The organism is Pseudoxanthomonas koreensis, assembly GCF_010093225.1.
GTDB classification, from domain to species: Bacteria; Pseudomonadota; Gammaproteobacteria; order Xanthomonadales; family Xanthomonadaceae; genus Pseudoxanthomonas; species Pseudoxanthomonas koreensis.
In genome coordinates, this window is record NZ_PDWM01000022.1 from 1 (window position 1) to 11922 (window position 11922).

15 protein-coding genes and 1 tRNA gene are annotated in these 11922 nt (G+C 69.4%); 3 read left to right on the top strand and 13 right to left on the bottom strand.

Going from position 1 to position 11922, the window contains the following annotated elements; all coding sequences use genetic code 11:
- Window positions 1-64 precede the first annotated feature (64 nt).
- Window positions 65-790, top strand: coding sequence for a sulfite exporter TauE/SafE family protein (locus tag CSC64_RS08215; protein WP_162434839.1), 726 nt, complete (start codon window positions 65-67; stop codon window positions 788-790).
- Window positions 791-829: 39 nt separating this feature from the next.
- On the opposite strand, the gene CSC64_RS08220 is transcribed toward CSC64_RS08215, so the two are convergent.
- The 5 genes from CSC64_RS08220 to rplM form a co-directional block, all read right to left on the bottom strand.
- Window positions 830-1252: a GGDEF domain-containing protein gene (locus CSC64_RS08220; protein ID WP_238389850.1), complete on the bottom strand. Its 423-nt coding sequence runs from the start codon at window positions 1250-1252 to the stop codon at window positions 830-832.
- On the bottom strand, window positions 1198-1869 hold the full coding sequence (locus tag CSC64_RS13950; protein ID WP_238389852.1) for an MASE2 domain-containing protein: 672 nt from the start codon (window positions 1867-1869) through the stop codon (window positions 1198-1200). Before CSC64_RS13950 ends, CSC64_RS08220 begins: the two co-directional genes overlap by 55 nt.
- Window positions 1870-1996: 127 nt before the next feature.
- Window positions 1997-2071, bottom strand: a tRNA-Gln gene (locus CSC64_RS08230).
- Window positions 2072-2211: 140 nt separating this feature from the next.
- On the bottom strand, window positions 2212-2604 hold the full coding sequence (rpsI, locus tag CSC64_RS08235) for a 30S ribosomal protein S9 (RefSeq protein WP_162434841.1): 393 nt from the start codon (window positions 2602-2604) through the stop codon (window positions 2212-2214).
- Between the two features lie 9 nt (window positions 2605-2613).
- Window positions 2614-3042 (bottom strand): 50S ribosomal protein L13, encoded by a 429-nt coding sequence (rplM, locus tag CSC64_RS08240; protein WP_162434842.1) that lies wholly within the window; start codon window positions 3040-3042, stop codon window positions 2614-2616.
- Window positions 3043-3423: 381 nt separating this feature from the next.
- Between rplM and coq7 the strand changes: the two genes are divergently transcribed.
- Window positions 3424-4068, top strand: a complete 645-nt coding sequence (gene coq7 / locus CSC64_RS08245) for a 2-polyprenyl-3-methyl-6-methoxy-1,4-benzoquinone monooxygenase (RefSeq protein ID WP_162434843.1) — start codon at window positions 3424-3426, stop codon at window positions 4066-4068.
- A gap of 19 nt (window positions 4069-4087) precedes the next feature.
- Here coq7 and sugE read toward each other — a convergent pair whose 3' ends face one another.
- Together sugE and speD are read right to left on the bottom strand one after the other, a co-directional pair.
- Window positions 4088-4408 (bottom strand): quaternary ammonium compound efflux SMR transporter SugE, encoded by a 321-nt coding sequence (sugE, locus tag CSC64_RS08250; RefSeq protein WP_162434844.1) that lies wholly within the window; start codon window positions 4406-4408, stop codon window positions 4088-4090.
- Window positions 4409-4605: 197 nt separating this feature from the next.
- On the bottom strand, window positions 4606-5400 hold the full coding sequence (gene speD / locus CSC64_RS08255) for an adenosylmethionine decarboxylase (protein ID WP_162434884.1): 795 nt from the start codon (window positions 5398-5400) through the stop codon (window positions 4606-4608).
- Between the two features lie 159 nt (window positions 5401-5559).
- Between speD and crp the strand changes: the two genes are divergently transcribed.
- Window positions 5560-6216, top strand: coding sequence for a cAMP-activated global transcriptional regulator CRP (gene crp, locus CSC64_RS08260; RefSeq protein ID WP_425501696.1), 657 nt, complete (start codon window positions 5560-5562; stop codon window positions 6214-6216).
- A gap of 26 nt (window positions 6217-6242) precedes the next feature.
- Here the strand turns inward: crp and CSC64_RS08265 are convergent, their stop codons facing one another.
- The 6 genes from CSC64_RS08265 to atpG all read right to left on the bottom strand — a co-directional run bounded on the left by CSC64_RS08265 (window position 6243) and on the right by atpG (window position 11910).
- Window positions 6243-6992, bottom strand: a complete 750-nt coding sequence (locus CSC64_RS08265; RefSeq protein WP_162434846.1) for a haloacid dehalogenase-like hydrolase — start codon at window positions 6990-6992, stop codon at window positions 6243-6245.
- Entirely contained in the window at window positions 6989-7783 is a 795-nt protein-coding gene (gene trpC, locus CSC64_RS08270; RefSeq protein ID WP_162434847.1) for an indole-3-glycerol phosphate synthase TrpC, read from the bottom strand. Before trpC ends, CSC64_RS08265 begins: the two co-directional genes overlap by 4 nt.
- A gap of 68 nt (window positions 7784-7851) precedes the next feature.
- A complete protein-coding gene (trpD, locus tag CSC64_RS08275; protein ID WP_162434848.1) occupies window positions 7852-8892 on the bottom strand; it encodes an anthranilate phosphoribosyltransferase in 1041 nt (346 codons plus the stop codon).
- Between the two features lie 113 nt (window positions 8893-9005).
- Window positions 9006-9431 carry a F0F1 ATP synthase subunit epsilon gene (locus CSC64_RS08280; RefSeq protein WP_162434849.1) on the bottom strand — a complete coding sequence of 142 codons (426 nt, stop codon included), beginning with the start codon at window positions 9429-9431 and terminating at the stop codon, window positions 9006-9008.
- Window positions 9432-9546: 115 nt separating this feature from the next.
- Window positions 9547-10944: a F0F1 ATP synthase subunit beta gene (gene atpD, locus CSC64_RS08285; protein WP_162434850.1), complete on the bottom strand. Its 1398-nt coding sequence runs from the start codon at window positions 10942-10944 to the stop codon at window positions 9547-9549.
- 102 nt (window positions 10945-11046) lie between these two features.
- Window positions 11047-11910 (bottom strand): F0F1 ATP synthase subunit gamma, encoded by an 864-nt coding sequence (atpG, locus tag CSC64_RS08290; RefSeq protein ID WP_162434851.1) that lies wholly within the window; start codon window positions 11908-11910, stop codon window positions 11047-11049.
- Between the last annotated feature and the right edge of the window lie 12 nt (window positions 11911-11922).

Genomic DNA, 11922 nt, shown 5'->3' on the forward strand with positions numbered 1-11922 from the left:
GCCCCGCCCCGCGCACCCTCGGCACCGCCGACCACCCGCGGCCCGCACCCGCCGGACGCCTGAGATGCCGGTCGACCTGCCCACCCTGTTCGCCGCCGCCCTCGCCGGCCTGCTCGGCGGCGTGCATTGCGCGGTGATGTGCGGCGGCATCGCCGCCAGCTTCCCGGCGATGGCGCCGGGCCGCCCGCTGCGGGTGGCCTGGCAGGCCAACCTCGGCCGGATCGGCGGCTACGTGCTCGCCGGCGCGGGGGCCGGCGGGGTCGGTGGCGGCCTGCTGCGGCTGCTGCGGGTGGATGCGTTCGCGATCGGCCTGCGCATGGCCGCCGGCCTTGCCCTGGTCCTGGTCGCGCTGCGCCTGCTCGACCGCGGCGGCCGCTTCGACGCGCTGGCCCGCCCCGGCGTGCGCGCCTGGCGCTGGCTGCAGCCGCTGCACCGGCACCTGCTGCCGGCGACCAGCGCCTGGCGGCGGATCGCGCTGGGTGCACTGTGGGGCTGGATGCCCTGCGGCCTGAGCCTGGGCCTGCTCACCGTGGCCTGGCTGCAGGCCAGCGCCGCCGCCGGCGCGCTGGTGATGGCCGCGTTCGGCCTGGGCACGCTGCCGGTGATGCTGCCGCTGACCTGGTCGGGCGCGCGCATGCATGGCTGGCTGCAGCGGCCGGCATTGCGCAATGCGCTGGGCGGCGTGGTCCTCGGTGCCGGCCTGCTGACCCTGGCCGCACCCTGGCTGATGCAGGTGCCTGCGCTGCACGGCGCACTCGCGGCGATGGGCTGCCGCAGCCTCGCCGGCTGAGCACTCTTCTGTCGCGCGTGCACGCAGCGAACGTTCGCGTCAGAAACTGACGCGATTGCGCCCGGCGGCCTTGGCCCGGTACAGCGCCTCGTCGGCGGCAGCGGTCCAGTCCTCGGGGGTGAACATCCCGTCCTCGATCTCGGCCACGCCGATGCTTACCGTGACCGGGATCCCCGCGGCGGCGACCTGCGCGGCCACGCGCTGGCGCAGCCGCTCGGCCACTTCCTGCGCGGCCTGGCGCTCGGTGCCGGGCAGCAGCACGCCGAATTCGTCGCCGCCATAGCGGCCGGCGGCATCGGCGCTGCGCAAGCCCGCCAGCAGCTGCGCCGAGACCTCGCGGATCACCTGGTCGCCGGCGACATGGCCCTGGCTGTCGTTGACCCGCTTGAACCCGTCGATGTCGATCATCAGCAGCGAAGACGCCGCGCCATAGCGCTCGAAACGGCGCATCTGCCCGGCCACCAGCGCCAGCCACTGCTGGCGGGTGGCCAGGCCGGTCTCCGCGTCGATCGCACCACCTTCTCCAGTACCCGCTTCTGCGCGCGGATCTTGTCGGAGAACGTCCGCGCCGACACGCCGATCGCCAGCAGGTACAGCACCAGGAACGGCATGCACCAGAGCATGGTGGTGAATTCGGTGTGCGGCTCGAAGGCGAAGCCGTTCAGCGCCGCCACGACCAGGCACACCGCCGCCATCACTCCCATCGAACGGCGTGCCAGCGGCCAGCCGCCGGCCACGGTGCGGTCCATCGCCATCACCGAGGCCAGCAGCACCGAAGGCAGCAGGTCGAAGCGCATGATGGCGATCCAGAACCCGGCCACGCCGGCGTCGATCACCAGGTTGCGGAATTCGGCAGTCACCGGCGCGATGCTGTGGCGGGAAATGCGCCAGGCCAGCCACGGCCAGCCCAGCCCGGTGAATACCAGCAGCGGCCACCACCAGTGCGACGCGCCATGCGCATGCAGCGAAGCGCCCACGCCCATCGTGCTGGTGGCAGTGCCCAGCAGGCGCATGACGCAGGTATAGCGGACGAAGCGGGACCCGCCGGAGTCGGCAGGCTGCTGGAGGTACGGCGGCATCGGGGGTACGGCGTGAAGAAGATGCCGGAAAGTCGCAAGAGCCATGCCATGCCCGTACGTACGGTTGTGATGGTGCGCACGGAAACGAAAAAGCCCGGCCTTGCGGCCGGGCTTTTCTTTTCGAAGATGGCAGCCCCGGAAGGATTCGAACCTCCGAATGCCTGAGTCAGAGTCAGGTGCCTTACCGCTTGGCGACGGGGCTGTAGGCAGACCGGGATTATAGACCCGGCGGCCGGTGCTTGCATCCCGGAAGGACGCGGCGCCGGCACGGCCGGACCAGGCCAGCCAGGCCTGGTCCGCTCTGGCCACCTCCCGCGAACGGAAGGCGGCCGTCCAGGCGCATCAGCGCTTGGAGAACTGCGAAGCGCGGCGAGCCTTGTGCAGGCCGACCTTCTTGCGCTCGACCTCGCGCGCGTCGCGGGTCATGAACCCGGCCTTGCGCAGGTCGCTCTTCAGCGACTCGTCGTACTCGACCAGCGCGCGGGCGATGCCCAGGCGGATCGCACCGGCCTGGCCGGTGGTGCCGCCGCCGATGGCGGTGACGACGACGTCGAACTTCTCGGTGCTCTGGGTCAGTTCCAGCGGCTGGCGCACGATCATGCGCGCGGTCTCGCGGCCGAAGAACTCGTCCAGCGGACGGCCGTTGACGGTGATGTTGCCGCTGCCCTTGCGCAGGAACACGCGGGCGGTGGAGGACTTGCGACGGCCGGTGCCGTAATTCTGAGTGGTAGCCATCGTTGTGCCTTAGATGTCCAGCGGCTGCGGCTGCTGCGCCGCGTGCGGGTGTTCGGAACCGGAGTAGACCTTGAGCTTGCGGTACATCGCGCGGCCCAGCGGACCCTTCGGCAGCATGCCCTTGACCGCGATCTCGAGGACGCGCTCGGGGTGGCGCTCCAGCGCCTGGCCCAGGGTCTCGCTCTTGAGGTTGCCGATGTAGCCGGTGAAGCGGTGGTACATCTTGTCCTGCAGCTTCTTGCCGGTCACCGCGATCTTCTCGGCGTTGACCACGACGAGGTAGTCGCCGGTATCGACGTGCGGGGTGTAGACGGGCTTGTGCTTGCCGCGGAGGCGGTGGGCAAGTTCGGCGGCCAGGCGGCCGAGGGTCTTGCCGGAGGCGTCGACGAGGTACCAGTCGCGCTGGACGGTCTCGGACTTGGCGATGAAAGTCTTCATGGGAACTCGGGTCGTTGGTCGGGCTGGTTCCGGTCCGGGTTGCCCGGGTGGAACTTCGCCGCGCGTTGTGAAGGGTGCCGCAAAGAAGCGGAATGATAGCCCGGGGGAGGAGTCCGGCGCAACCACCCCCCTTCCGGCGACTCCACCAGAGCCTACCGGGGGGGGGCGGTGACAGGGCGTCGCGGCGCCCCGGCGCGATGCCTGCTGCCGCTCATGTCCCCCGGCATCGGCCGGTGGCCGATGCCTCCTCCTTGACTTCCCGTCAGCAGGCATCGCACCAGGTCGCTCCTGGCGTAGCTGGCCCGCCCTGGCGGAAGCGTCTGGCAAATCACGACCCGGCGGCCGACAATCCTGGCACCCCGCCCACCACGGTCCACCTGAATGTCCACCGTCGCCCGCCGCCTGTCCCCGCTCGACCGGGTCCTGGTCGAGGCCCAGCGTGCGCTGGAGACGACCCTGGGCGACCCGCCGGCATCCCGGCCCTATCCGGCCACGGCGGCCGATCCGCTGCTGCCGAAGCCGGCGCGCCGGCATGCGGCGGGGCTGATGCGGATCAACCATGTCGGCGAGGTCTGCGCGCAGGGGCTGTACTTCGGCCAGGCGGCGGTGGCCCGCGACCCGGCGACCCGCGAACACCTGCTCGAGGCGGCGCAGGAGGAGACCGACCACCTGGCCTGGTGCGCGCGGCGCCTGCGCGAGCTGGACAGCCGCCCGAGCCTGTTCAACCCGCTCTGGTACGCCGGCAGCTACGCCATCGGCACCCTGGCCGGGCTGCGCGGCGACGGCTGGAACCTGGGCTTCGTGGTCGAGACCGAACGCCAGGTCGAGGCGCACCTGGACGAACACCTGGAGTCGCTGCCAGCCGCCGACGCGCGCAGCCGCGAGATCATCCGGGTGATGAAGGACGACGAGGCCCGCCACGCCGACCACGCCGAGGAGGCCGGCGCGCGCGTGCTGCCGCCGCCGATCCCGCAGGCGATGGCCGCCGCGTCGAAGCTGATGAAGCTGGTCGCCTACCGGATCTGACCGCGCCGCGTGCCACGCCCTACGCCGGCGAGACCAGCTTCAGGCCGACCACCCCGGCCACGATCAGGCCAATGCAGGCCAGCCGTGCCGGCGAGGCGCTCTCGCCCAGCAGCAACACGCCCAACAGGGCGACGCCGACCGCACCGATCCCGGTCCATACCGCATAGGCGGTGCCGACCGGGATGCTGCGCAGGGCCAGGGTCAGCAGATACAGGCTGGCCGCCGCGGCCGCCGCGGTACCGAGGCTGGGCCACAGCCGGGTGAAGCCGTCGGTGTGCTTCAGGCCCAGGGCGAAGCCGATCTCGAACAGGCCGGCCAGCAGCAGGTAGGTCCACGCCATCGTCTTGCTCCTTCGTGCAGTCCACGCCGCGCGGCAGCAGGCGCGCGGCAAAAAAAAAACGGCCCGGAGCTTCTGGCTCCGGACCGCCGTCGGTCTTCGTCCGCGGCTTCCGCCGCGCGCGGGCCGTCCCGCGCATTTCGCCCCGCATCCTGCCCTTGCGCGACTGGATCGCCGCGCACCCGCAGGACGCCGGAGGGTCACTCCACCAGGTTGCGCCCGTGGAACAGCTCCTCGATCTCGCGCTTGAGCAGCGCCTCGATGCGCATGCGCTCCTTGAACGAGAGGTTGCGCGCCTTCTCCTCGAACAGGTAGGTGTCCAGGTCGAATTCCTTCAGGTGCATCTTCGTGTGGAAGATGTTTTCCTGGTAGACGTTGACGTCGATCATCTCGTAGCGCGAACGGATGTTCTTGGCCAGGTAGTCCTGGATCGAATTGATCTTGTGGTCGATGTAGTGCTTCTTGCCCTTGATGTCGCGGGTGAAGCCGCGCACGCGGTAATCCATCACCACGATGTCGGACTCGAAGCTCTCGATCAGGTAGTTCAGCGCCTTCAGCGGCGAGATCACCCCGCAGGTGGCCACGTCGATGTCCGCGCGGAAGGTGGCGATGCCGTTCTGCGGGTGCGTCTCCGGGTAGGTATGGACGGTGATGTGGCTCTTGTCCATGTGCGCGACCACCGCCTCGGAGATGACCTCCTTGCCGGCCTGCTTCTTGTCGATCACCGGTTCCTCGGAGATGAGGATGGTCACCGAGGCACCCTGCGGGTCGTAGTCCTGGCGGGCCACGTTCAGGATGTTGGCGCCGATGATCTGGGCCACGTCGGTCAGGATCTGGGTCAGGCGGTCGGCGTTGTACGCCTCATCGATGTACTCGATGTAGCGCTGGCGCTCGTCCTCGGAGACCGCGTAGCAGACGTCGTAGATGTTGAAGCTCAGCGCCTTGGTCAGGTTGTTGAAGCCTTGCAGCCTCAGGCGCGGCAGGGGTTTGACCACGGCGGTCATGCCTCTGGGGGTGGGAAAGCGCGGCATTATGGGGCAAAGCCGGTGACCGCGGTATGTACGGATGCCGCCGGGGTTTGCCGGGTGCCGCCGCTCGGGCTATCTTCGGACGCCGCTTCCCCCAATAGACCCAGGATCCCCGCCGTGACTCCCCTGCGTTTCACCAGCAGTCCGCTTACGCTGGACCAGGCCGCCGTCGAGCGTTTCCTGTCCCACTGCCAGCGCCGCCGCTACCCCAACCGCACCGACGTGTTCCGCCCGGGCGACCCCGCCGGAACGCTCTACTACGTGGTCAGCGGCTCGGTCAGCATCATCGCCGAGGAGGAGGACGGCAGGGAGCTGGTCCTGGGCTACTACGGTGCCGGCGAGTTCGTCGGCGAGATGGGCCTGTTCATCGAGTCGGACAGCCGCGAGGTCATCCTGCGCACCCGCGCGCCCTGCGAACTGGCCGAGATCAGCTACGACCGCCTGCAGCAGCTGATGCTGGGGCCGCTGGCCGGGGACGCCCCGCGCCTGCTCTATTCCATCGGCGTGCAGCTCTCGCGCCGCCTCCTGACCACCAGCCGCAAGGCCAGCCGCCTGGCCTTCCTCGACGTCACCGACCGGATCGTGCGCACCCTGCACGACCTGGCCAGGGAGCCGGAGTCGATGAGCCACCCGCAGGGCACCCAGATGCGGGTCTCGCGCCAGGAACTGGCGCGCCTGGTCGGCTGTTCGCGGGAGATGGCCGGCCGGGTGCTGAAGAAGCTGCAGGCCGACGGCCAGCTGCACGCGCGCGGCAAGACCGTGGTCCTCTACGGCACCCGCTGAGGGCTGCGGACGGGGCAAGCCCCGCCCTACGGGGCGTGGCGCGCCTGTGCCATGGCGTCGACGGGATCGCCGGCGCGGTCGCCGCAGCCCCAGTTGAGGATCGGCGTGCCCGGCGGCAGCACCCGGCGGAACATCTCCACCCGGCCCGGCTTGGGGTTGACCACCACCGGCCGGCGCGCGGCGAGCAGCAGCGGCAGGTCGGCCGAGGAATCCGAGTAGGCCACCTCGATGTCGCCGTAGCCGCGCTCGCGCAGCATCCGCATCTTTTCTTCGTTGTGGCAGTGGCGGGTGGCCACCACCGCACCCAGTCGCGGCCCCACCGCGGTGCCGACCACGGGCAGGTCGTCGTGGCCGACGAAGCCCAGGATCGCCCGTGCCAGTTCCGGCGGCGCACCGGTGGCCACGACCACCCGGTCGCCGCGCGCCCGGTGTCCGGCGAACACCTCCAGCGCCACCGGCAGCAGCCGCTCGGCGATCCCCTCGCGGTGGCTGGCCACGTAGCGGTCGATCACCCGGTCGAACTCGCGTACCCGGTGCACGCCGAAGCTGCCGATCCAGACGTAGCCGGAAATGCCCCAGCGCCGGGTCGGCAGGAACGCCACCATCGGCCCCAGCAGCGGCGTGGCCAGCAGCGCGGCCAGCACGCGCAGGGGATTGCGCCGGATCATCCAGGCGAACAGGTGGCTGCCGGAGTCGCCGTCGTAGAGGGTGTGGTCGAAATCGAACACGACCAGCGGCGCGTCCTCGCGCGGCGGCGGATACGGTCCGCCGTTCATGGCTCGAAGAACAGCCGCCGCAGTGCCTCGCCCGGTTCCTCGGCGCGCATGAAAGCCTCGCCGACCAGGAAGGCGTGCACGCCGGCGGCGCGCATCTTCGCCACGTCCTCGTGGACGAGGATCCCGCTTTCGGTCACCAGCACGCGGTCGCGCGGCACCGCATCCTTCATCGACAGGGTCACGTCCAGCGAGACCTCGAAGGTGCGCAGGTTGCGGTTGTTGATCCCGACCAGCGGCACCGGCACCTGGATCGCACGCTCGAGCTCGTCGATGTCGTGGACCTCGACCAGCACGTCCATGCCCAGCTCCAGCGCCAGCCCGGACAGTTCGGCCAGCTGGCCGTCGTCGAGCGCGGAAACGATCAGCAGGATGCAGTCGGCGCCGAGCATGCGCGCCTCGTGCACCTGCCAGGGGTCGATGGTGAAGTCCTTGCGCAGCACCGGCAGGGTGCAGGCGGCGCGCGCCTGCTGCAGGAACGCGTCGCTGCCCTGGAAGAAGTCGACGTCGGTGAGCACCGACAGGCAGGCCGCGCCCCCGAATTCGTAGCTCACTGCGATCTCGGCCGGGTGGAAGTCCGGGCGGATCACGCCCCTGGACGGGCTGGCCCTCTTCACCTCGGCGATCACCGCCGGGTCGCCATGGGCGATCGCTGTTTGCAGCGCGGCGGCGAAGCCGCGCACGGGTCCGGCATCGCGGGCGCGGGCGGCGACTTCGGCCAGCGGCAGGCGGGCGCTGCGCTCGGCGATCTCTTCGGCCTTGCGGGCGAGGATGGTCTGGAGGACGTCGTTCATCGGGTGTCGCGGACCGGTACGCGGCGGATGCTGCATTGTCGCATGGGGTAGGTGCGCGGCAGGCACGCTCACGGGCCGGACGCGGCCAGGGCCTGTGTCGTTTCGACGAAGCGCGACAGGGCCTGGCGCGCGGCGCCGCTGTCGATCGCCTGGCGGGCGCGGACGAGGCCGTCGTCGATGTCCGTGGCCACGCCGGCCACGTACAGCGCGGCGGCGGCGTTGAGGGCGACGATCTCGCGCGCGGGACCGGTGGCGCCTTCGAGCACGCCCAGCAGCATGGCGCGCGATTCGGCCGGGTCGGCCACCTTGAGGTTGCGGCTGGCGGACATGGGGATGCCGAAGTCCTCGGGATGGACTTCGTACTCGCGGACTTCGCCGTCGCGCAGTTCGCCGACCATGGTGGCGGCGCCGAGCGAGAGTTCGTCCATGCCATCGCGACCCCAGACCACCAGCGCGCGCTCGGCGCCCAGCTCCTGCAGCACGCGCGCCTGGATGCCGACCAGGTCGGGGTGGAAAACGCCCATCAGGATGTTCGGTGCGCCGGCCGGGTTGGTCAGCGGGCCGAGGATGTTGAAGATGGTGCGCACGCCCATTTCGCGGCGCACCGGCGCGACCACCTTCATCGCGGGGTGGTGAATCGGGGAGAACATGAAGCCCATGCCGCAGCGGTCGATCGACTCGGCGACCTGCTCCGGCTGCAGTTCGATGCTGGCGCCCAGCGCCTCGAGCGCGTCGGCGCTGCCGGACTTCGACGACACGCTGCGGTTGCCGTGCTTGGCCACCCGCGCGCCGGCGGCGGCGACCACGAACATCGAGCAGGTGGAGATGTTGAAGGTGTGCGAACCATCGCCGCCGGTGCCGACGATGTCGACCAGGTGGGTACGGTCGGCCACTTCCACGGTGCGCGAAAACTCGCGCATGACCTCGGCGGCGCCGGCGATCTCGCCGACGGTTTCCTTCTTCACCCGCAGGCCGGTGAGGATCGCCGCGGTCATCACCGGGGAGACGTCGCCACGCATGATCTGGCGCATAAGGCCGACCATCTCGTCGTGGAAGATTTCGCGGTGTTCGATGGTGCGCTGGAGCGCTTCCTGGGGGGTGATGGTCATGCTGGCGCCGATGAACAGGGGAACCCCGCGAGTCTAGGCTTTTTTGAACGCGAAACGCCGGCCATGGGGCCGGCGTTCGTGGAGCTGGCGCGCGGCCCGGGGCCGGCGCAGGCTCAGTGCTTGAGGTTGCGGCGCAGGCGTTCGAGCGCCTGCAGCTGGGCGGAGACTTCGGCCAGGCGCTTCTGCGCCTCGGCCACTTCCAGCGCTTCGCCGCGGTTGGCCAGCACGCGCTCGGCTTCTTCCTTGGCCTTGCGCACCGCGGCCTCGTCGATGTCCTGGGCGCGGATCGCGGTGTCGGCCAGCACGGTCACCACCTGCGGCTGCACTTCGAGGATGCCGCCGGAGATGGCGAAGTCCAGCTGGGTGCCGTCGGGCAGGGTCACCACGACCTTGCCGGGCTTGAGCCGGGTGATCAGCGGCGCGTGGCGCGGCGCGATACCCAGCTCGCCCAGTTCGCCGGTGGCCACGACCAGGGTGGCTTCGCCGTGGAAGATCTCCTGCTCGGCGCTGACGATGTCGCAACGGATGGTGGTGGTCATGCTCTGCTTCTCTTCCGTGTCGCCTGCGGCCGCTCGGGCCGGGGCTGGGGATGCGAAGCGGGCGCCCTGGCCCGCTTCGTGGCGCCTCCCCGCGGGCGGGGAGGCGCGGCGGCCATCAGGCGATCTTCTTCGCCTTCTCGACCGCTTCCTCGATGGTGCCAACCATGTAGAACGCCTGCTCCGGCAGGTGGTCGTACTCGCCATCCACAATACCCTTGAAGCCGCGGATGGTGTCCTTCAGCGACACGTACTTGCCCGGCGAGCCGGTGAACACCTCGGCCACGTGGAACGGCTGGCTGAAGAAGCGCTCGATCTTGCGCGCGCGCGACACGGCCAGCTTGTCTTCTTCCGACAGCTCGTCCATGCCCAGGATCGCGATGATGTCCTTCAGTTCCTTGTACTTCTGCAGCGTGGACTGGACGCGGCGGGCGGTGTCGTAGTGCTCGTGGCCGATCACGTTCGGGTCGAGCTGGCGGCTGGTCGAGTCCAGCGGATCGACCGCCGGGTAGATGCCCAGCGCGGCGATGTTTCGCGACAGCACGACGGTGGCGTCGAGGTGGGCGAAGGTGGTCGCCGGCGACGGGTCGGTCAGGTCGTCCGCGGGCACGTACACGGCCTGGATCGAGGTGATCGAACCGGTCTTGGTCGAGGTGATGCGCTCCTGCAGCACGCCCATTTCCTCGGCCAGGGTCGGCTGGTAGCCCACCGCCGACGGCATGCGGCCCAGCAGCGCCGACACTTCGGTGCCGGCCAGGGTGTAGCGGTAGATGTTGTCGACGAACAGCAGCACGTCCTTGCCCTTGCCCGACGCATCCTTCTCGTCGCGGAAGTACTCGGCCATGGTCAGGCCGGTCAGCGCGACGCGCAGGCGGTTGCCCGGCGGCTCGTTCATCTGGCCGTAGACCATCGCCACCTTGTCGAGGACGTTGGAGTCCTTCATCTCGTGGTAGAAGTCGTTGCCCTCGCGGGTACGCTCGCCCACGCCGGCGAACACGGACAGGCCCGAGTGCGCCTTGGCGATGTTGTTGATCAGTTCCATCATGTTGACGGTCTTGCCGACGCCGGCGCCGCCGAACAGGCCGACCTTGCCACCCTTGGCGAACGGGCACATCAGGTCGATGACCTTGATGCCGGTCTCGAGCAGCTCGTTGGCCGAGGACTGGTCCTCGTAGGACGGCGCGGCGCGGTGGATTTCCCAATGGTCGGAGGCCTGCACGTCGCCGGCCTCGTCGATCGGGCGGCCGAGCACGTCCATGATCCGGCCCAGGGTGCCGGCGCCGACCGGCACCGAGATCGCCTTGCCGGTATTGGTCGCGACCAGGTTGCGCTTGAGGCCATCGGTGGAACCCAGCGCGATGGTGCGCACGATGCCGTCGCCCAGCTGCTGCTGGACCTCGAGGGTGATGGCGGTGTTGTCGACCTTCAGCGCGTCGTACACCTTCGGCACTTCGGCGCGCGGGAACTCGACGTCGACGACGGCGCCGATGATCTGAACGATCTTGCCCTGACTCATGGTTCTTTCCTCAGACTCTTGAAATTTCTGCGCGACCGGGTCGCCGATGGTTTTCTTGGACAGTCCGCACGGGGGTGTGCGGGCTTTTGCGAGGGACTCGCATCAAACCGCCGCAGCACCGCCGACGATTTCCGAAATTTCCTGCGTGATCGCCGCCTGGCGGGCCTTGTTGTAGACCAGGTTCAGCGTGCCGATCAGCTTGGTCGCGTTGTCGCTGGCGGACTTCATCGCCACCATGCGCGCGGCGTGCTCGGAGGCCACGTTTTCCAGCAGCGCCTGGTACACCAGCGACTCCAGGTAGCGGATCAGCACGTGGTCCAGCACGGTCGGCGCGTCCGGCTCGTAGATGTAGTCCCAGTCGTGGCTCGGTACCCCGGCCTTCACCGGCGGCAGCGGCAGCAGCTGGTCGAAGGTGGCCTTCTGGCTCATCGTGTTGACGAAGTGGTTGTAGACCAGGAACACCCGGTCCACCTCGCCGTCGATGTACGACTGCAGCAGGATCTTGACCACGCCGCGCAGGTCGTCCAGGCGCGGCACGTCGCCCAGGTGGGAGACGGATCCGACCATGTTCACCTTGATCCGGCGGAAGAAGGCCTGCGCCTTCTGCCCAACGGTGACCATGTCCACTTCCACGCCCTGTTCGTTGAGCTGGCGGATCTCGCCCAGCAGCTTGCGGAACAGGTTGTTGTTCAGGCCGCCGGCCAGGCCGCGGTCCGACGACACCACGATGTAGCCGACCCGCTTGACCTGCTCGCGCTCGACCAGGAACGGGTGCTGGTAATCGGTGTTGGCCTGGGCCAGGTGGCCGATCACCTGCCGCATCGCGCTGGTGTAGGGGCGCGAGGTGCGCATCCGCTCCTGTGCCTTGCGGATCTTGGAGGCCGAGACCATCTCCAGCGCGCGGGTCACCTTGCGGGTGTTCTGCACGCTCTTGATCTTGGTTTTGATTTCGCGTCCGCCAGCCATGATCGTCCTGCC

Coding starts and splice junctions, on each gene's coding strand:
- CSC64_RS08215 (WP_162434839.1), top strand. CDS start 65: ATGCCGGTCGACCTGCCCACCCTGTTCGCCGCCGCCCTCGCCGGCCTG.
- CSC64_RS13950 (WP_238389852.1), bottom strand. CDS start 1,869: ATGCCGCCGTACCTCCAGCAGCCTGCCGACTCCGGCGGGTCCCGCTTC.
- rpsI (WP_162434841.1), bottom strand. CDS start 2,604: ATGGCTACCACTCAGAATTACGGCACCGGCCGTCGCAAGTCCTCCACC.
- rplM (WP_162434842.1), bottom strand. CDS start 3,042: ATGAAGACTTTCATCGCCAAGTCCGAGACCGTCCAGCGCGACTGGTAC.
- coq7 (WP_162434843.1), top strand. CDS start 3,424: ATGTCCACCGTCGCCCGCCGCCTGTCCCCGCTCGACCGGGTCCTGGTC.
- sugE (WP_162434844.1), bottom strand. CDS start 4,408: ATGGCGTGGACCTACCTGCTGCTGGCCGGCCTGTTCGAGATCGGCTTC.
- CSC64_RS08265 (WP_162434846.1), bottom strand. CDS start 6,992: ATGAACGGCGGACCGTATCCGCCGCCGCGCGAGGACGCGCCGCTGGTC.
- trpC (WP_162434847.1), bottom strand. CDS start 7,783: ATGAACGACGTCCTCCAGACCATCCTCGCCCGCAAGGCCGAAGAGATC.
- trpD (WP_162434848.1), bottom strand. CDS start 8,892: ATGACCATCACCCCCCAGGAAGCGCTCCAGCGCACCATCGAACACCGC.
- CSC64_RS08280 (WP_162434849.1), bottom strand. CDS start 9,431: ATGACCACCACCATCCGTTGCGACATCGTCAGCGCCGAGCAGGAGATC.
- atpD (WP_162434850.1), bottom strand. CDS start 10,944: ATGAGTCAGGGCAAGATCGTTCAGATCATCGGCGCCGTCGTCGACGTC.
- atpG (WP_162434851.1), bottom strand. CDS start 11,910: ATGGCTGGCGGACGCGAAATCAAAACCAAGATCAAGAGCGTGCAGAAC.